Genomic DNA, 19699 nt, shown 5'->3' with positions numbered 1-19699 from the left:
CGTTCGTTCTACTTTTGTTTTACATAGATCAGTCGTTCGGTAGGATTTCCGCGTTCCATTTATGAGTCATCAGGGACAGAGAGCTTACCAATTTAACGGGAAACGTGAGGCGTGGAAGATGCGTCTGAAATCTGTGGAATCGCTGGTGCCAGGAGATGTGTTGGGACAACCTGTATATGGGAAATCAGGGCAAGTGTTGCTGCAGGTCGATGTCGCGTTGACGAGTTCCTACATTCGGCGATTGCGCCAATATGGATGTACGTATGTGTTTGTTCGAGATCCTCGCACTGAGGATGTAGAACTACAGCAATCTATGTCCTCTGAGTTGCGCCAGGAGATTGTCCGCAAAATTCATCGGACGCTCGACCGATTTGCAAACGGAATTGAGCGCCGCAGCTTGCTTCGGGAAGGCGAACTTGGAGCCACATTTCGGGACCTCTTTAACATGCTCTTTCAGAATGTCTTGAAGAACCAAGTCGTGTTGACGAATTTGACTTCCATGTACTCCAGTGACACCTTTCTCTATTCGCATTGTATGAACGTCGCGCTGTACGCTGGTGCGGTTGCCATCGGCTACGGATACTCTGAAGCCAAAGTGCGGGACCTCGGCGTTGGGGCCATGCTGCATGACATCGGCAAACTGGCCATTGACCGCAAAATTCTGGACAAACCGGGTGCTCTGACGGAGGACGAAAAAAGACAAGTGGAGATGCACTGTCAACTCGGGTACGATATGCTTACGCAACAGCCGAACATCTCAAGAACCTCCGCACATTGTGCTTTGCAGCATCATGAAAAATTTGACGGTACGGGCTACCCGCGTGGCTTGGTTGGTGAAGAGATTCACGAAGTCGGCCGCATCTTAGCGGTAGCCGATGTATATGATGCCCTGACATCCAATCGTGCCTACCGGAAAGCATTTTTACCACACGAAGCAGTGGAAGTTTTATATGGGGAAAGCAATGCTCATTTCGACCCTAAGTTTGTCCAGTTGTTCGTCAAACACGTCAACGTCTATCCCCCGGGTACGCCTGTGACGTTGAATCAGAATCTGTCCGGTATTGTCGTAGATATTAACACAGATCAACTGATGCGTCCGGTAGTTCGGATTTTACAAGAGTCCAATCGCGACGTCACTCCGTATGATATTGATTTGTCAAAGCATCTCAACTTCGTCATTTCCCGTTGTGACGATCACGCTTCCGTCTCCTTCGTCGGTTGACGACTTTGCGCGTGTGCGAAGGAACCAGTAAACTCCGGCCAACAGGAGCGCTCCGCCGAGAGCGTCACGCCATGTGATGGTCTCATGCAACAAGGCATAGGCGAGGAGAATTGCGCCGACCGGTTCTCCGAGAATCGTCATGGCAACGCTGGAGGCACGGACAAACTTCAAGAGGTAGTTGAACAGGGCGTGTCCAAAGAGCGTGGGAACGAGCGCGAGTAGCGCAAATAGAATCCAATTTCGGGCATCGTAGTCAAAAAACAAAGCGTGCGTGAAGAGCGCATCGCCTGCCAACACGACTGCTGCGACAGAAAATACCGTGGTATTATAAGTCCACGGAGGCATGGATGTGCGAGACCGCTGTCCAGCTAACATGTAAAGAGAAGCCCCGATGGCTCCGAGGAGCGCATCGATGTCTCCGAGGAACGCTCTGGACGATGCTTCGGCATCACTGTAGCCCACGACACTCGCACCGGCGATGGCGAGAATAGCTGCGGCCATTTCTCGTTTGGACTGCCGTTCATGGAAAGCGAAGTATGCACCAGCTCCGACAAAAACGGGCTGCAATGCGGTGATGAGCGTGGATGAAGAGACGCTCGTATCTTTTAAAGATTGTATCCAAAACACAAAGTGCAGGCCGAGAAAAATGCCAGCAATCAGCATGATGGTCAAGTCGCGTCGATGAATTGCGCGCCACAGATGCCTTTCGCGAAGCGCAAGAGGCAACAAGACGAGTGCTGAGAACGTCATCCGATAAAATCCAATCATGCTGGCAGGAGCACTCGACCACTTGATGAAAATGGCTGAAAATGAAACTGCAATGACTCCCAGCACGAGTAGCGCCGCGTGTTTAGGAGAGAGAGCGCGTGTCTGCGCGGACATGACGAAGCCTCCTGAGCATTAACATGGTTTTGGGTGGAGTTTCATGGATTTGAATGGCGCAAAGTGCAGGTAAAGGAGATACAGTCATGGAACGCACAACGGTGCTCGCACAGCTCGGAAATCGCCAAGACCCGCGTACGGGCAGTATTTCAACCCCTATTTATCGCGCCACGACCTATGCTCACGAAGAACTCGGGAAGAGTACCGGTTACGATTATACACGCACGGGCAATCCGACTCGAGCCGTTCTGGAACGAGCGATTGCCGACTTGGAGGGCGGTTGCAGAGGATTCGCCTTCGCATCCGGAATGGCAGCGGTGCACGCAGTGATGAATCTCTTTCAACCGTCCGACCATTTGATTCTATCAAGTGACCTTTATGGTGGAACGTATCGGTTGGTGGAGCAGTTTTTGCGCAAAATTGGGATAGAGGCCACGTATGTCGATACGAGTGACTTTGCGTCGATTGAAGCGGCGCTGCAAAGCAACACCAAAGGTGTTTTTGTCGAGACTCCGACGAATCCAACGCTGCGTGTGGCAGATTTGGCTGCTATCGGAGAATTCTGTCATGACCAGAAGTTGTTACTGATGGTCGATAACACGTTCATGACCCCCTATACGCAGCGGCCGCTTGAATACGGGGCGGACCTCGTCATTCATTCGGCTACAAAATTCCTTGGCGGCCACAATGATGTCTTGGCTGGTTTAGTCGTGAGCAAGACTGAGGAGATAGCCGACAAGCTCTATTTTATCCAGAACTCCATTGGGTCCACGCTCGGTCCCGACGACAGTTGGTTACTTCTTCGTGGTATGAAGACACTGGCCTTGCGCATGGAAAGGCATGAACAGAATGCCCTGTCTTTGGCCAACTGGTTAGTTCGTCATGAGGCCGTGCCTACCGTCTATTATCCAGGGCTCGTGAGTCACCCAGGACACCAGACGCAACGCCTGCAAGCAAGTTCGTTTGGGGGCATGCTGTCGTTTGAAGTGGCTGATGCTCGAATGGTGCCGGAGATTTTAAAGCAAGTGCAACTCGTAACCTTTGCGGAAAGCTTGGGTGGCACAGAATCGCTCATGACTTATCCAGCCGTGCAGACGCATGCTGACATTCCGGAAGATATCCGGAATGCGTGTGGCGTCACCGACCGACTTCTGCGCCTGTCGGTCGGTATTGAAGATGTCGACGACCTCAAAGCGGACTTAGATGCTGCGTTGAAGTACGCTTTAAACGTACTGCATTGAGTCGCCGCTGTCGTCATGTCTACTAAGAATTGGAGAGCAGTAGGTCGACGCCTGCTCTCTGAAAGAGCAGGCGCATGACACGTGGCGACAGGCCCATCACCGTGAAAAAATCGCCGTGAATCGCTTGAATGAACTGGGCTGCCATGCCTTGGACAGCGTAAGCCCCGGCTTTGTCCAGAGACTCACCCGTAGCAAGGTAGTGCACAATGTCGGCCTCACTCAATACTTCGAAAACGACCTCAGTTTGGTCTGAATGGGTGTACTCCTTGCCAGTTGCTGCGTCAATCAGACAGGTGCCAGTCCAGACGTCGTGAACGCGGCCGGAGAGCAGGCGCAACATCTGTGTTGCTGCCTGACGGTCTGCTGGTTTGCCGAGAATTTTGTTGTCGACGACGACGAGCGTGTCCGCACCGAGAATGAAGGTCCTCGGTGAATGCGAATAATTGGCGGCGATAGCCCGCGCTTTTTGTGTGGCCAGCGTTTCCACTTGTTTTTCCACCGCCCACTCGGACGGGACATGTTCGTCAACGTGGCTTGGCTCAACAGTGACGTGGAGACCGAGCATTTCGCATATCTGTAAACGGCGCGGAGAACTGGATGCCAGAATGATGCGAAGGGTATCCTTGCTTTCGACATGGACTGCGCGGTTTTCGGACATCGAGACGAACACCTTCCTTTATTCCATTTTATACAATAAATGTGGTTCGTGTGGCATGAGCTTATGGTCTGTCTTCATTTTGCGCATGATATGGCGGACAACACAACTCACCAGAAGGGGGACTGTTGTATGACCACGCGTCGCAAGTCGATTGGTCGTGGCGATGAAGCAGTTGGTCCAATTATGTCGGCGAATGCCAGTCAGGCAATGGCTCGCGGAGCAAAAGTGGATCAGCCACATCGCCATGGCACTCCAAAAGTCGGAAAATACAGCAGGAAACTCGGAGGAGAGTATGGGTCGTCGGTCTCTCACCTGCAGTGAGTGGGGAGAGGAATCTGCGTGCCGGAGAACGGTTGGCTCCGGCACGACGCTTGTCTTCTAGCGATGTTCGCAAAAAAGGAGAACAGGGTTCATGAGAGAACGCCGTGCCTTGGCACTCTATCTTGGAAGCGAAACACTGCTCAGCTTGGGCATTGGCATGGTTCAGTACGCACAGCCATTCTTCTATGAAGCTCATGCCGTTGGCGATGCGCGCATCGGCATTCTCTTTTCCGTCAATGCCCTGACAGGAGCTTTTGTAGCCTTACTTCTCGCACCTCTGGCGGATAAGTTGGGTGCATCCGTGGCCTGGAAGTTTGCGACTCTGTTGCTCGCCGTCAGTTACTTGGGAATGGGTCTCATGCATTCTTATCCATGGTGGCTCGTGACCTCCGCCTTCGCTGGTGCAGGAGGGGCTCTCTTGGTGTCTACAGAGAATGTGGTTCTTTCCTCGCTCACAAGCGGCACGGAAAAGGCTCACATTTTCAGTCGTTTTGTAGCGATGTATATGTTCTGCATGGGTTCGGGCAGCGTGTTGGCTGGGTTTCTCGCGCCACACATCGGATTTCGCGCAGTCGTCTTGATGGGTGCAGCCATCTCGTTGATCGCCCCATGCATACGCGTCTTTGTGCGGGCACCCGATGCCAAGTCACATCGGGCGTTCCGAGTCCCGAATCGGAAAATGCTGTGGATGAGTGGCTTCTCTCTCCTGTTCGGCATGGCTCCCGGTCTCTTGTCCCAATTTGCGACGCTCGTGTTGAAAAACGACTATGGTGCATCGACAGAGTGGACCGCTATCGTCTCAGCATTGGCGATGTTCATGGTCTCAGTAGGATCCGCCACCGTCAGCCCACTCATTCGCAAAATTCGGCAAGGTCCAACGCTGGCTATTGCCTTTGCGACGACAGCCGGTGCAACTGCAGCGCAATCGTTCACACCGAGATTTTTTCCATTCGCCGGACTGTATCTGCTGCGCACGGCCAGTGCCTCCATTCCGCAACCCATTATCGATGCGGCGTTTCTAAGAAATATGGAAGCGACCGAGTTTTCTCAGATGTTTGGCTTGCGTGTCTTCGGGGCTAATGTGGGTAGTGCCATCGGGACGGCAATTGGCGGCAATTTGCTCGCCCATCGACAGTTGAAGGCGCTTCTCTGGCTATCGGCGTCACTCTTCGTCCTCGCTTTCGTGTATATCACCGTTCTATTGCGTATCGTGCGGCGCTGGCCCCCGCCGCTCGACCCGTTGAAAATGCCACAGTGATGTTGTAACCACCTGTGTGCGCGTGAACATCCATCACTTCGCCAGCGAAGTACAGACCTCGGCAAAGTTTGGAAGCCATCGTTTTTGGATCGATGTCTCGCACCGACACGCCGCCGCCCGTGACCGTCGCCTTAGCGAGCGGCAGGGTTCCAGTAATTCGGACCGGGAAGTGGTGAACTTGCCGCTCTAGGAGGTCGATGTCGATATTTTTCAGGTGGGCGGATTGCACATTTCCATCAATTCCGGACCGGGCGAGAATGGTTTCCACCATACGTTCCGGCAATACGTCGAGTAGGACCGTTTTGACCTGCTTTCTTGGAGCAGTGTGGCGGTAGTGGTTCCACTGTTCACGAAACGATTCACCGGCTTCTTCTGGAAGCAGGTCCATCTCCACGCGCAACTGGGCGCTCGGTCGTTTCTGAAGTGCGACCGAGACGTAGTGGCTGCAGCGGAGGGCGGCTGGACCGCTGAGGCCAAAGTGAGTAAAGAGAACATCGCCGGTTTCTGTCGTCCAGCGTTTGTTCTGGTCGTCGAGGACAGTCAGAGGGACGTTTTGAAAGGACAACCCCTGTAGAGCTCGTCGAACAATGTGAGGGTCGTCGCTGGTCAGTGGTACTTCCGTTGGAAAAGGTTGCACAATGGTGTGTCCAAGCCGTGCAGCCCAAGGGTATCCATCCCCTGTACTCCCGGTTTGTGGAACACTGCACCCACCAGTCGCAAGGACGACCGCCTTAGTCAGTAGTTGCTGTCCACCCTGCAGTTCCACGCCATGGATTTGTTGCTCCGTGCTCAACAGTTTGCGCACGGGAGTCTCTAAATAAACTTGGACGCCTGCTTCGCGGACGGCCTCCACCATTGCGGCGACGACCGTTAAGGCTTTGTCGGTCTTGGGAAAGACGCGACCTCGGTCTTCCTCCTTTAACGCGATTCCCAGTCCTTCGAAGAAGCCCATGATGTCTTGGTTGTTGTAACGGGACAAGGCCGAGTGGAGAAATCGAGCATTCCCGGGGATGTTCTCCATGAGCTCAGCCAGTGGTTTGGCATTGGTGACGTTGCATCTTCCGCCACCGGAAATTCCGAGCTTGCGTCCCAGGCGGTCTCCTTTTTCGAGAAGCGTGGTGGCAGCGCCCGTTTCTGCAGCTGCGATGGCGGCCATAAGGCCCGCTGGACCTCCGCCAATCACGACCACGTCCGACGCTACTCTATGGGTCATAATACAGGCATCCTCCGTTTGCTTTGAGAGTCTGGCGCAATCCAACTCAGTGTACCATGTCTAAGATTTAGCGGCGCGTGTGATAAAATGACCTATGCACCGGAAACTGTGCGTTGTTGTGGCGAGACGTGAGCCGTTCCATGGCATGGGTGAATGATGCCGTTCGACCATGCCGTGGATGGGTTCGTTCTTCTGGTCGCAAATCGGTTGATAGACAGAAGCTGGGGAGGAATAAGAACATGAATCCATTTCGATTCCACAATCCAACCGCCTTGTACTATGGGAAAGGTCAACTGGAACTTGAGTTGGTCAACGAAGTGAAGCACTATGGTCAACGCGTTCTCCTGTTGTATGGCGGCGGTAGCATTCGCCGAAATGGCCTCTACGACAAAGTGGTTGGCTTGTTGCAGGCCGGGGATATCGCAGTCGTTGAGTTGGCTGGGGTTGAACCTAATCCGCGTTTGACCACCGTTCATCGTGGTATCGAGCTGTGCCGCACGCATAGTATCGACCTCATCCTGGCGGTTGGCGGAGGTTCCGTTCTCGATTGTGCCAAGGCGATTGCGATGGGAGTCTGCTTCGATGGAGAGGTATACGACATCTATCAACGCAAAGCGGTCGCCACCGGAGCATTGCCCATAGGAACCGTGTTGACCTTGGCAGCTACCGGATCGGAAATGAATTCTGGTGGTGTCATCACGAATTGGGAGACGAAGGAGAAATTGGGCGGAGGTTCGCCATTTACATATCCGAAGTTTTCTTTCTGTGACCCTGAGAATACGTTTACCGTCCCCAAAGATCAGACTGTTTACGGGGCTTGCGATATGTTGGCCCATGCTTTGGAACACTATTTTCATCGAACGGAGAATGCTCCGTTGCAGCGTCGGATGATTGAATCGGTTTTGAAGACAATTCTTGAAACCACGCCAAAAGTGCTCGCGAATCCTGAGGACTACGATGCCCGCGAAACCATGATGTACTGCTCGACGATGGCTTTGAATGGGATGGTTAGTATGGGGATTCAAGGGGATTGGGCCAATCATGCGATGGAACATGAGGTCAGCGCGATTTACGATATCCCGCACGGCGGGGGCTTGGCGATTTTGTTCCCACATTGGATGGATTATGTGGTGGAAGAGGCGCCGTTGCGCTTTGCCGATTTGGCTCGGAATGTGTTTGGCATTTCGGAAGCAACGTCGGAATTGTCGCTGGCTCGCGCCGGAATTGCTGCGCTGCGTGATTTTTACGCATCGATTGGGGCGCCGCAGCGACTCGCAGAGTACGGCATTGGTTCCGACCAATTGGACTGGATGGCTGAGCAAAGCGTGCGCTTTGGAGCCATTGGAAATTATCGAAAACTGGAGAAAACAGACGTATTGGCCATCCTAACGGCAGCATTGTAATGTCACTTAACTCTATAGCATCAAGGGACTCAAGGCGCATCTGCCCCGAGTCCCTTGATGCTTCTTTGCAGTTTTTCCCATGAAGTGACTGTTCCCGGCACAGGGTCACCACTGTGTGACTTGAACCGTCCACTTCCATCCATTGCTCGTGCCATGCGCCGTCTCTGTGTTTTCTTTCTTTGACATGTAGTCGAAAGGATTCCAGCTTTGCACGGACGGATTGTGTTGTGCATTGGACCACATGGACTGGAATTGACTGACTGCTTCCTGTAACTGCTGATTCAACTGATTTTGAATCGCATTCCATTGGGCAGAGGAAGGCATTTCAGATTCCCATTGCGATCCGCTGTTCCCAAACGCTTGTTTCAGTTGTTGCTGCAATTGCTGCTGAATTTGCTGCCACTGTTGCCATGCAGGTCCAACATTGCTTGCTGGCAATGGACCCGTTGGTACCTGAATAACGGTGACCGGTTGCGGTCCTTGTGTTTCGCCACTAACGGAATTGCCCGTTGGCTTGGTGGTGAATGCCGTGTATCCATTCGTCAAACCTGACGGGCGAATCAGCGCTGTATCTTGATTCGGGTCAACCAACACCATTCTCTGAGTTGACGCGTCACTTTGAACGATGGGCTGTCCATTGGCAGTTGCATCACTGTAGTGAATGGTCCCCATGTTGGCGAGGGGAACTAAACTCAGATTCTGATTGGACGGGTCCTCACTAATCCACTCCGCACTTTGCTCCATCTGCGAAGCGTACGTGTAGGACACAGGCACGTATTTGGTAAACGTCTTAGACTGGCCATTCGCTGTTACCGTTGCCTTCAATTCGAACATGCCTTGTTGACCGGGCACCGGCTGAATCGAAGCACTCACTGTGGCTCCGGCAGGCAGGCTGACCCAATCATGCGCTGCTCCAGGAAGTTTTTCCCAAAACAAAACATTGGACGCCTGACCGTTTTGAACAGTCTCTACCGTGCCCATTTGCAAGAGATCCGTCGTCTGCACTCCACCTAGACCAATCCACTGAGCGGCTGCAGATTGTTCCGCTCCATGCACCGAAGGAACTTGCCAACTTCCGGTCACGGTGCGAAGCAATTGGCCGTTGTTGGCCAGGTCTACGTAGCCAGCCCAGTTTTTGCTGCCCATTACATTCGCAGCGTAATAGACAGGCTGTTTTCCTGTGGTTTTGGTTGGCTGGTGTGCAACTTGAGCCACTAGTGCGGCAGGAACCGCTAACGCGGCAGTCATCAAAATCGCTCCTCGGAGCATCACACAGCACCTCCATCAATAATCTTCATCTCTTATAGTTTACTCTAGACAACATAGTTCGAAAACACATTGAAAATGTTGTCCAACTTTTTACGTAATGGTGACGAAAATAGTTCAACGGTCATGTTCTCTCGAAGCGCAGGGCACACTCTGTATAGAATATTGTCCAGCGTTAGGAGTGGTGCCCGTGAATCGGTCTCGAATTTTGGTGATATCTGCATTGCTGAGCATGTTATCTGTGTCCGCTTGTGGTGAATATCGACCGGAACAAAACGAAAAAATGCTCATGGATGAAAATTCTCAAGTGTTGCCGGTGACAGTCGCACAACCACCTGTCACCATCAATATGCCGCGGCGTATACAAAATCCTCCGCCTGCGCATGCGATCATTGAAGGACACACCTTGCACTTCTATTCTAACGTGGCTTGGTACGGACACCAAGTGGAAATTTTTTATGTACCCCGCCATGACTTATTCTACCACTCGGGTCACTACCAACTGAATGGCACAAAAAATGTGCAGAAAGTAGCACAAGGGACCATTCAGCCGAATGGGACGTGGTCGGTACGATGGAATTACAAGTCGTTTCCTCTGTCCGACAAAGAGCCTCTGTTCTTCATCATTCGGACGAATGAAGGCCAATTTGGATTGGTTCGGACGTATGCACAGCAGTGACGGTGAACGGGTGAAAACGCTTCTCGCTACAAAACAACAGGACCTCCGCTCTGCGCAGTGTGTCGCCACAGCGCTAAGAGGAGGTCCTGTTTGTGCGTGACCGACTTCTCAAGGTCTTGCATGCATGCGTAAAACCGGGTTAGATGGACCAGCAGGAGCATACTGTGCCCACACGCGCTAGCCCGGTCACAAGAGTATGCGAGAGACGGGGAGACGGGCGTAACGCAAAGTTACGCCGTCTCGATGAATCCCCGCAACACGGTCTGCAAAATGCCTCCATTGCGGTAATAATCGATTTCGATGGGGCTGTCTAACCGCAGGATGGCTTGGAAATGCAGTTCATTTCCGTCTTCTTTCACCACGTGTACGGTCAGTTCCTGACGTGGATTCAAATCACCGCGAAGCCCTTTGATGGTAAAGGATTCCCGGCCCGTCAAGCCGAGTGAAGCTGCGCTTTCATTGGGTTTGAATTGGAGCGGTAAGACACCCATGCCAACCAAGTTGCTGCGGTGAATTCGCTCGAAACTCTCTGCGAGCACTGCAGACACTCCGAGTAAGGAAGTGCCTTTGGCAGCCCAGTCGCGCGAAGAACCCGTGCCATACTCTTTCCCAGCTAGAACAATGAGTGGTTGCTTGGCAGCTTGATATTTCATCGAAGCATCGTAGATGGACATGACTTCTCCGGTCGGGAAGTACGTGGTCACTCCGCCCTCTGTCCCCGGAGCGATTTTGTTGCGAATGCGAATGTTTGCAAACGTCCCACGCATCATCACTTCGTGGTTTCCACGCCGTGAACCGTAGGAATTGAAGTCATAAGGCTCAACGCCGTGGCTCGTCAAGTACTGTCCGGCCGGACCGCTTTGAAGGATGCTACCAGCAGGCGAAATGTGGTCCGTTGTTACGGAGTCGCCGAGGAACGCGAGGACTCTCGCGGACTCGATGTCCGTGGGTGCTGGCAACTGCTCGCTGATGCCAACGAAAAAGGGTGGGTGTTGAATGTATGTCGATTCCTTATCCCACGCGTACAGCTCGCCTTTAGGAACGTCCAGTGCATTCCAACGTTCGTTACCCGTAAAGACCTCTCCATATCGACTCTTGAACATGTCCGCGTCCAACGCTTGGCGCACGGTGGTAGCAACCTCTTGGCTGGTCGGCCAAATGTCTTTTAAGTACACAGGCTGACCGTCTTTACCAGTTCCCAGTGGTTCGGTGGTCAAGTCAATGTCGACCGTTCCGGCCAAGGCGTAGGCAACGACCAACGGCGGCGAAGCTAGGTAATTGGCACGAACTAACGAGTGAATGCGACCTTCAAAGTTACGGTTGCCAGAAAGCACAGCCGATACCAGTAAGTCATTCTCTCGGATGGGTTCCGCAATCTCTTCTGGGAGCGGACCACTGTTTCCAATGCAAGTGGTGCAGCCATAGCCGACGACATCAAATCCAATCTTGGCCAAGAACGGAAGCAGTTGCGCCCGCTCCAAATAGTCTGTGACTACGCGTGAGCCAGGAGCTAAGCTGGTTTTCACGTAATGAGGCGGCTGTAAGCCTTTCTCGACTGCTTTTTTAGCGAGCAAGCCAGCGCCAACCATGACGTAAGGGTTCGATGTGTTGGTGCAACTCGTGATGGCCGCAATGGCGACGGCACCGGGTTTCATCGTGGATGAATGCCCATCTGCGTGACGAATGTGGACCGTCTTTTGCGCGTCTTCGGCACTAAGTCCAAATCCACCCTTTTCAATGGGGGTGTGCAGTCCTTGTTCAAATGTCGATTTCATGTTCGACAGTTCAATTTTGTCCTGTGGACGCTTCGGGCCTGCCATGGTTGGCTGAACCGTGGCAAGGTCGAGTTCCAGCGTGTCTGTAAAGATGGGATCCGGCGTGGCATCCGTGCGGAACAACCCTTGAGCTTTCGTGTATGCCTCGACAATCTCCACCAGATGCTCGTCTCTGCCTGTGCTCTTCAAGTATTCCAAGGTTTCCGCGTCTACTGGGAAGAAGCCCATCGTCGCTCCGTATTCAGGAGACATGTTGGCGACTGTCGCGCGGTCGGCAACGGAAATACTGGATAGACCGCTACCGTAAAACTCTACAAACTTACCGACTACGCCCTTTTTGCGCAACATGTTGGTGACCGTCAACGCCAAATCGGTTGCGGTGGACCCTTCAGGAAGTTGGCCGGTCAGCTTGAAGCCAATGACTTCGGGTAACAGTTGATAGAGCGGTTGCCCAAGCATGCAGGCCTCCGCTTCAATACCTCCCACACCCCAGCCGAGGACGCCAATGCCATTGATCATCGTGGTATGCGAATCCGTTCCGACCAGCGAGTCTGGATAAAGGACTGTCGCACCGTCAGCGTCTTGTTTCTGCTGTACGACTTTCGCCAAATACTCAAGGTTGACCTGGTGAACAATTCCCGTGCCAGGCGGAACCACGCGGAAATTGTCGAACGCCGTCTGTGCCCAGCGAAGGAACTTGTAACGCTCTTCGTTGCGCTCAAACTCCCGCTCAATGTTGAATTGCAATGCCTCTGCGGAGCCGAAGGCATCCACCTGGACGGAGTGGTCAATCACAAGGTCGACCGGAATGAGTGGGTTAATCCGATTCGGGTCACCACCCAGTTCGTGCATGGCGGCACGCAGTGCAGCGAGATCGACCACTGCGGGAACGCCCGTGAAATCTTGCAGCAAAATGCGTGCGGGCTTGAATGGCACATCCGCATTCTGCGGTTTGGCGGCGTTCCAGTTGGCGAGATGGCGTACATGTTCTTCGGTGATGACGCGCTGGTCATACTGACGCAATACAGCTTCGAGGAGGATTTTGATGGAAAATGGCAATTTGGAGATGGGCCCGACGTTTTCTGCTTCCAGCGTGGGCAGAGCATAGTAAACATAATCTTTTCCCTGGACTGTCAATGTGGTACGCGACTGAAATAAGTTCTGGACTGTCATGGGTCTTCACTCCTTTGCAGCGACACTGGTTTCCATGTCATTGTTACAGATACCTCGTGTCGAAGTAAAATAGGTATTTTGTTTCTCGATGAGGCTATCGACGGAAAAAATCACTGAACATTCGCGCCGTCTAGCTGCTCTGGTCGACGCGAAACTTGGGCCAGGACCGATGCTCGACCAAGTTTCACGCCACCCCGAATGCCAAACCGAATGCTCATTCGGATTTCAGCCCTAAGAAACTCTACTCCTTTTGCTTGTCCCTTTGCAACGGACCGGACCGCAGCCAGTGCTCTGCCGGGCGCGGCGGCATGGGCCCGAGCACTTGATAGAACTGCGTCGCAATGCGCCCATTGTAGAGCTTGCGCCGCTTGTCGGCGCGGCGTCCAAACTGCTTTTCGAAGTGAGTATCGCTCGTGATGACAAACAGCGACCATGTGGGCGCTTTGCGGAGCATCCGCGCAAACGCTAAGTAGAGGTCTCCCAGTTCGTCGCGATGACCCATGCGTTCGCCGTAAGGCGGATTGGTAATCAAGCAGCCGTAGTCGCGGTCGATACGGAGTGATCTCACATCGGCCTGTTCGATGCGGATATCTTTTCCAACTCCGGCTTTTCGGGCGTGATAGCCGACGTATGAGAGCATGCTCTTGTCGATGTCGCTCGCCACAATGTCGAGAGCGTCCGTTCGCTCTGATGACCGCGCGACTTCTCGTGCTTCCCGCCAAGCAGCGGGGGAGAGTGCGGGCCACTCTTCGCTGGCAAAGCGGCGGTCGAGCCCCGGCGCACGATTGCGGCCAATCAGCGCCGCTTCGACCGCGATGGTGCCTGAGCCACAGAGCGGATCGAGCAAAGGACGATGGCCTTGCCATCGACTGAGCAAAACGAGGGCAGCAGCCAGCGTCTCGCGCAGTGGGGCTGTAGCCGTGAGTTGGCGGTAGCCGCGTTTGTGCAGGCCTTCGCCGCTGGTATCCAGCCACAAGTGAGCGACGTCCTTGATGAGCACCACCTGGACCGCAAACGTCGCGCCTGTTTCCGGCAATTCCGCGGTCTGGTAGTGGGCGAGGAGTGAATCCACAATGGCCTTTTTGACAATACTCTGGCACGCTGGCACGCTGTGCAGCACCGAGTCCACTGACCGACCGCTGACGGGAAACCGCGCATTGACGGGTAGCCACTCCCACCACGGCAATTGTTTTGTGCCTTCGAACAGTTGGTCGAAGGTGTCCGCCGCAAATTCACCCATTTTAAGGTAGAGTCGATCCGCTGTTCGCAGCCACAAATTGGCGGTCGCCAACGCGGTCGCGTCTGCCTGGAATTCCACGTACCCATTGTGCGATGTGGTATTCGTATAGCCCATACCGTGCAATTCCCGAGCTACGACCGCCTCCAAGCCGAAGGCGGCTGTGGCGATGAAGGTGACATGATTCATGCAAAAGCTCCTTGTCTCTGCCGACACTTTTCCCAGTTGGCGTTGGGGCGACTACTTGTCCAATAAGACGACAATCATCGAAACCAGAGAAAAGCAGGCGCTGACTAAGTACATCAGGGCCACGGTCTGACGCTGTGAAAAACCGGCGCGAAGCAAACTGTGGTGGACGTGTGTCTTATCTGGCTTGTAGACAGGTTGTCCACGCCAAGCACGGACTACGACTACCCGCAAAGCATCGAAAATCGGAACACCGAGGGCGAGAACTGGAACGATGATAGCGACTACGGTGGCAGACTTAAAAGCGCCGATGGCCGCAATGCTACCCAGTGCATAGCCGAGTACCGTGCTCCCGGCATCGCCCATAATGATTTTTGCGGGATGAAAGTTGTGACGCAGAAAGCCGAGTGCGGCACCGACAATGGCCAGCGAAAAGATGGCCGAAGCGATATCGCCTTTGAGCAAGGCGACGAAAAATAACGTTCCCGCGGAAATCGCGGCAATTCCTGCCGCCAGTCCGTCGACTCCATCGAGAAAGTTAAAGACGTTGATGACGCCGACAATCCAGACGACCGTCACCACCACGGACAGAACCTGGGGAATGGCGACAAAGCCACCGCCCCCAAAGGGAGTGCTTATGACGCGCACTGCACCTCCAAAGAGCGGGATGAGCAGTGCGGCGCCGATTTGAATTAAGAACCGAATCGCCACCGAGAAGTCGCGACCGCGGCTCTTATAAAAGTCGTCGACCACACCGATGCCGAATAAGCAGAAAGCTCCAATCATCATCCCTAAATATGGGGAAAAGAGGTGATGGGCTTTGAAGAGATACATCACTCCGGCTACCAGCAATCCTGCGAATATCGCCACTCCACCCAGGAGCGGGAGAGGGTTCGCGTGGATTTTTCGCTCACTGGGCAAGTCTACAAACCGCCACCGGATGGCAAGCTTGCGCGCCATCGGGGTGGTTGTGAAAGCGACGAGAAAGGCAACGAGTCCTGGCAACCAGACATTCACGACTGCATCACGGCTCGAATTCTCGTCAATGCGTCGTCCAATTCGGCTTTTTCAATGATGAGCGGCGGTGCGAAGCGAATTACGTTCTCGTGCGTCTCTTTGCAAAGAAGTCCTCGCTCCATGAGTGCCTCGCAGTAGGGTCGAGCCGGGTGGTCCAACTGAATTCCAATGAACAGACCTCGACCGCGCACTTCAACGATATGGCGGTTGTTGATTTGCTGCAATCCTTTGAGGAAGTAGGCGCCCAGTTCATTAGACCGTTCTGCCAATTTTTCGTCGATCATCACTTCCATGGACGCGATGGCCACGGCACAAGCCAACGGATTTCCGCCGAAAGTAGACCCGTGAGAACCGGGATTGAAGACATCCAAAATGTCATGGTTCGCTGCGACAGCGGAGATGGGGAAGACGCCGCCACCCAGAGCTTTGCCGAGAATATAAATATCCGGCTGAACGTTTTCCCACTCACAGGCAAACAATTTCCCTGTTCTTCCAAATCCGGTCTGAACTTCGTCGGCCATCATCAGCACATTGTGTGCTCTACAAAGGTCAGACGCTTTTTTCAAAAATCCGTCGGGTGGAATGAGAATACCCGCCTCACCTTGAATCGGTTCGAACAGAAATCCAGCAGTGTTCGGGGTGATAGCCTCTGTCAGTGCGTCAATATCCCCGTAAGGAATCATTTTAAAGCCTGGCGTTAAGGGGCCAAATCCGCGTTGGTATTCTGCGTCCGATGACATGGAGATGGCCGTTACCGTTCGGCCGTGAAAATTCCCTTGACAGACGATGATCTCCGCCATGCCATCCGGTACGCCTTTGATATCGTAAGCCCATCGGCGGGCCGCTTTGATGGCCGTCTCCACAGCTTCTGCGCCAGTATTCATGGGGAGAATTTTTTCCATCTTCGTCAACCTGCTCAACATTTCATAAAACTGTCCCAAGTTATCACTGTGGAATGCGCGAGAGGTCAAGGTCACACGGTCCGCCTGTTCTTTCAGCGCGGCGATAATCCGCGGATGGCGATGGCCTGGGTTGAGTGCCGAATAAGCACTCAGCATATCCATGTAGCGATTGCCTTCTGGGTCTTCTACCCAGATACGTTCCGCTTTGCTGACGACGATGGGTAGAGGATGGTAGTTGTGAGCTCCGTAGCGATCGGTCACTTCCATAATATCCTTGGATGGTGTTTGCAGTTGCGACATTCCATGTCCCCCTCTTTGGAGATGACGACTCAATTTCAGCATGTATGCACAGCATACCATGAATGCATCATTCTTCATCATTATGGGGAAGGTCTCGGTTTCGTTCAAGGGGGGAGACACGGCGGGGCGAATCCGCCCGGATTCGCCCCGTTAACCGCCATTTCGATGTTTCACATCTCCATTTTTGACACGCGTCCATTTGCGATGTGCGTTTGTCGGTTCGGGAAACGGTTCTCCTTTTTTCAAGTGAATTTCTCTCGGATGCGAGATGCCCTCACTGTCTGGGTGTTCCCCGATTTCTCGATACACTCCGTCATTCGGCGCCTTCCATCCCACTTCAAACTGGTTGTGTTCGCCACCCACTGTCCGCACCTCACTTTCTCACGCGGTCTTTCGCCCGCAAAGACAGTATGAGGTCGTCTGAAGTTTCCTATGCAAGTCCGTAAGCGGCTTTGCTATCTCATTGAAGCCGCTCGTGCGTTCGGAATTAGAACCATCCGGTCGGCAGCACCAAGTGCGGCCACATGCGCTTTCTTCCTTAAGCCAATGTGACCTCTTTGCAAAGGTAGACATCCTGAATGGTGTGCAGCAGTTTTGCGCCTTCCGCCATTGGCCGCTGAAACGCCTTTCGACCGGAGATGAGCCCCATGCCACCAGCGCGCTTGTTGATGACGGCAGTTTGAACGGCTTCAGCGAAGTCGTTCTGTCCGCTCGCACCACCAGAGTTGATGAGCCCAATTCGCCCCATGTAGCAGTTGGCGACTTGGTAACGAGCGAGATCGATTGGGTGGTCGCTGGTCAATTCGCGATAGATGCGTTCGTCAGTCTTTCCGTAGGAGCTTCCCTCCATGTTGAGTGCCTTGAACCCACCGTTTGTCTCCGGCAATTTCTGCTTGATGATGTCCGCCTCGATGGTGACGCCGAGGTGATTTGCCTGACCAGTCAAGTCGGCAGCTACGTGGTAATCGGTTTGCCCTTGTTTGAATTCTGGATTTCGCAGATAGCACCAGAGAATGGTGAAGAGACCGAGTTCATGGGCGAGTGCGAATGCTTCACTGACCTCTTGGAGTTGACGCGTTGATTCGTCCGACCCAAAATAAATGGTCGCCCCAATTCCTGCGGCACCCATATCGTACGCTTGCTGAACACTGGCAAACATGACTTGGTCAAATTTGTTTGGGTAGGTCAACAACTCGTTGTGATTGATTTTTACAATAAAGGGGATTTTATGCGCGTACTTGCGGGATGTCAGTGCCAACACGCCGAGCGTCGAAGCCACACCGTTGCAGCCGCCTTCAAGAGCCAACTTAACGATATTTTCAGGGTTGAAATATGCCGGGTTTTTTGCAAAAGAGGCGCCTGCGGAATGTTCAATGCCTTGGTCAACAGGTAGGATGGAGACATACCCGGTGCCACCGAGACGGCCAGCCTGAAGAAGCCACTCCAAGTTGCCAAGGACGCGGTTGTTGCGGTTGCTCGCAGCGTAGACTTCGTCCACGACGGACGCTGAAGGGGCGTACAATTCACTGTTTGGGATGGTTTGACTGACGTGCTGAAGTAGGTAGTCCGCTTGGTCTCCAAGATACTCTCGAATCGTCTCAATCATTCTGAAATCTCCACTCCTCTTTGTCCGTAGCGCAATTTGTACTTGAATGCCCGAACCTAGTTTTGTACGATTAATAATGTACCAGAAACGGACCTTGGACGAAACATGGGGCGTGGCCCTGTTATGCCAGCGGCGGTATACGTTCGCTTTGGCGAGAGGAGAGAATACCGTGTATTTGCGGCAGCAAACAAGGCCGGTCAGGGTTGGCGACGTGACCATTGGTGGGAACGACCAAGTCGTCATTCAAAGTATGACGACCACAAAGACGGCAGATGTCGAGGCGACGGTGGCGGAAATTCGCCGTCTTGAAGAGGCGGGTTGCCAGTTGGTTCGCGTCACGGTAAACAACCATGAGGCGGCAGAAGCTATTTCGCACATCAAACGTCAAATTCACATCCCACTGGTGGCGGATATTCACTTCGATTATCGATTGGCTCTGGAAGCCATCGCTCGCGGCATTGATAAAGTGCGCATTAATCCAGGAAATATTGGAAAGCGCGACCGCGTCGAAGCGGTCGTCAAAGCCTGCAAAGAGCGAAATATCCCCATTCGCATTGGTGTCAATGCCGGTAGCTTAGAGCGGGAGATTTTGGAGAAGTACGGGTACCCAACGGCTCAAGGTATGCTCGAAAGCGCGCTTCATCACATCCGGATTTTGGAGGAACTCGACTTTCACGATATCATCGTCTCGATGAAAGCCTCGGATGTGCCGCTTGCCATCGAAGCGTACCGATTGGCGGCGGAAACATTCGATTATCCGCTTCATCTTGGAATTACCGAGTCAGGTACTTTGTTTAGCGGCACCATTAAGAGTTCGGCAGGTCTCGGTACCCTGTTGTCCATGGGAATAGGCAATACGGTTCGTGTCTCTCTCTCGGCGGACCCAGTGGAAGAAATTCGCGTGGCTCGCGAACTGTTGAAAGTGTATCACGTGGTATCGGACGCAGTCACGATTGTTTCCTGCCCCACGTGCGGACGCATTGACATCGACCTCATCTCGATTGCCAATGAAATTGAAGCATTCACTGCCAACATCAAAGCCCCCATCAAAGTGTCGGTGCTAGGCTGTGCCGTCAATGGTCCCGGTGAAGCAAAAGAAGCGGATATTGGGATTGCTGGTGCGCGCGGCGAAGGATTGCTGTTTCGCAAAGGCAAGGTAGTGCGCAAGGTGCCCGAGGCGGAATTGGTGGCAGAGTTAAAAAAGGAAATTACGGCAATGGCCGAGCGGTACGCCCGCACAGGAAGTGTGGACGAAGAAGTCGAACAGCCTGTCTCTTAGTCGCGAAACAGTCGCCCTGGTGAGATAGACGGGCGCCGACTATGTCTCTACACCGTTTTCAAGAAACAAGGAACGCCCCGC

General features: G+C 53.3%; 17 protein-coding genes. 7 read left to right on the top strand and 10 right to left on the bottom strand.

What is annotated here, in order from left to right:
* Positions 1-118 precede the first annotated feature (118 nt).
* A complete protein-coding gene (locus M4I36_RS11095) occupies positions 119-1222 on the top strand; it encodes an HD-GYP domain-containing protein (protein ID WP_258111805.1) in 1104 nt (367 codons plus the stop codon).
* Here the strand turns inward: M4I36_RS11095 and M4I36_RS11090 are convergent.
* The gene (locus tag M4I36_RS11090; protein WP_258111804.1) at positions 1157-2104 is read right to left on the bottom strand and encodes a DMT family transporter; all 948 of its coding nucleotides are present in this window, start codon (positions 2102-2104) and stop codon (positions 1157-1159) included. The genes M4I36_RS11095 and M4I36_RS11090 overlap by 66 nt on opposite strands.
* 86 nt (positions 2105-2190) lie before the next feature.
* On the opposite strand from M4I36_RS11090, the gene M4I36_RS11085 reads away from it, so the two are divergent.
* Positions 2191-3345, top strand: coding sequence for an aminotransferase class I/II-fold pyridoxal phosphate-dependent enzyme (locus M4I36_RS11085; RefSeq protein WP_258111803.1), 1155 nt, complete (start codon positions 2191-2193; stop codon positions 3343-3345).
* A 22-nt stretch (positions 3346-3367) separates the two neighbouring features.
* On the opposite strand, the gene M4I36_RS11080 is transcribed toward M4I36_RS11085, so the two are convergent.
* Positions 3368-4003 (bottom strand): Maf family protein, encoded by a 636-nt coding sequence (locus M4I36_RS11080; protein WP_258111802.1) that lies wholly within the window; start codon positions 4001-4003, stop codon positions 3368-3370.
* A gap of 129 nt (positions 4004-4132) precedes the next feature.
* Here M4I36_RS11080 and M4I36_RS11075 point away from each other — a divergent pair, with 129 nt between their 5' ends.
* Together M4I36_RS11075 and M4I36_RS11070 are read left to right on the top strand one after the other, a co-directional pair.
* A complete protein-coding gene (locus tag M4I36_RS11075; protein WP_258111801.1) occupies positions 4133-4324 on the top strand; it encodes a hypothetical protein in 192 nt (63 codons plus the stop codon).
* 91 nt (positions 4325-4415) lie between these two features.
* Positions 4416-5582 carry an MFS transporter gene (locus M4I36_RS11070; protein WP_258111800.1) on the top strand — a complete coding sequence of 389 codons (1167 nt, stop codon included), beginning with the start codon at positions 4416-4418 and terminating at the stop codon, positions 5580-5582.
* Here the strand turns inward: M4I36_RS11070 and M4I36_RS11065 are convergent.
* Complete coding sequence (locus tag M4I36_RS11065; RefSeq protein ID WP_258111799.1) at positions 5515-6795, bottom strand: BaiN/RdsA family NAD(P)/FAD-dependent oxidoreductase; 1281 nt, start codon at positions 6793-6795, stop codon at positions 5515-5517. The genes M4I36_RS11070 and M4I36_RS11065 overlap by 68 nt on opposite strands.
* 239 nt (positions 6796-7034) lie before the next feature.
* Between M4I36_RS11065 and M4I36_RS11060 the strand changes: the two genes are divergently transcribed.
* Positions 7035-8198, top strand: coding sequence for an iron-containing alcohol dehydrogenase (locus M4I36_RS11060; RefSeq protein ID WP_258111798.1), 1164 nt, complete (start codon positions 7035-7037; stop codon positions 8196-8198).
* 105 nt (positions 8199-8303) lie between these two features.
* Here M4I36_RS11060 and M4I36_RS11055 read toward each other — a convergent pair whose 3' ends face one another.
* Complete coding sequence (locus tag M4I36_RS11055) at positions 8304-9467, bottom strand: G1 family glutamic endopeptidase (RefSeq protein WP_258111797.1); 1164 nt, start codon at positions 9465-9467, stop codon at positions 8304-8306.
* A 187-nt stretch (positions 9468-9654) separates the two neighbouring features.
* Here M4I36_RS11055 and M4I36_RS11050 point away from each other — a divergent pair, with 187 nt between their 5' ends.
* Positions 9655-10143, top strand: coding sequence for a hypothetical protein (locus tag M4I36_RS11050; protein WP_258111796.1), 489 nt, complete (start codon positions 9655-9657; stop codon positions 10141-10143).
* A 230-nt stretch (positions 10144-10373) separates the two neighbouring features.
* On the opposite strand, the gene acnA is transcribed toward M4I36_RS11050, so the two are convergent.
* The 6 genes from acnA to M4I36_RS11020 form a co-directional block, all read right to left on the bottom strand.
* Positions 10374-13091 carry an aconitate hydratase AcnA gene (gene acnA, locus M4I36_RS11045; RefSeq protein WP_258111795.1) on the bottom strand — a complete coding sequence of 906 codons (2718 nt, stop codon included), beginning with the start codon at positions 13089-13091 and terminating at the stop codon, positions 10374-10376.
* Positions 13092-13332: 241 nt separating this feature from the next.
* Positions 13333-14517, bottom strand: coding sequence for a THUMP domain-containing class I SAM-dependent RNA methyltransferase (locus M4I36_RS11040; RefSeq protein WP_258111794.1), 1185 nt, complete (start codon positions 14515-14517; stop codon positions 13333-13335).
* Between the two features lie 51 nt (positions 14518-14568).
* Positions 14569-15531, bottom strand: coding sequence for a glycosyltransferase family 4 protein (locus tag M4I36_RS11035; protein ID WP_258111793.1), 963 nt, complete (start codon positions 15529-15531; stop codon positions 14569-14571).
* Positions 15528-16733 (bottom strand): ornithine--oxo-acid transaminase, encoded by a 1206-nt coding sequence (locus M4I36_RS11030; RefSeq protein ID WP_258111792.1) that lies wholly within the window; start codon positions 16731-16733, stop codon positions 15528-15530. The genes M4I36_RS11035 and M4I36_RS11030 overlap by 4 nt, the downstream gene beginning before the upstream one ends.
* Before the next feature lie 150 nt (positions 16734-16883).
* Entirely contained in the window at positions 16884-17105 is a 222-nt protein-coding gene (locus tag M4I36_RS11025; protein ID WP_258111791.1) for a YjzC family protein, read from the bottom strand.
* A gap of 166 nt (positions 17106-17271) precedes the next feature.
* Positions 17272-18339 (bottom strand): class I fructose-bisphosphate aldolase, encoded by a 1068-nt coding sequence (locus M4I36_RS11020; RefSeq protein WP_258111790.1) that lies wholly within the window; start codon positions 18337-18339, stop codon positions 17272-17274.
* 169 nt (positions 18340-18508) lie between these two features.
* Here M4I36_RS11020 and ispG point away from each other — a divergent pair, with 169 nt between their 5' ends.
* On the top strand, positions 18509-19618 hold the full coding sequence (ispG, locus tag M4I36_RS11015) for a flavodoxin-dependent (E)-4-hydroxy-3-methylbut-2-enyl-diphosphate synthase (protein WP_258111789.1): 1110 nt from the start codon (positions 18509-18511) through the stop codon (positions 19616-19618).
* Positions 19619-19699: the final 81 nt, after the last annotated feature.

The sequence above is a fragment of the Alicyclobacillus sp. SP_1 genome, from assembly GCF_024706985.1.
GTDB lineage: Bacteria > Bacillota > Bacilli > Alicyclobacillales > Alicyclobacillaceae > Alicyclobacillus_I.
This window is presented reverse-complemented; position numbering and strand designations above follow the sequence as displayed.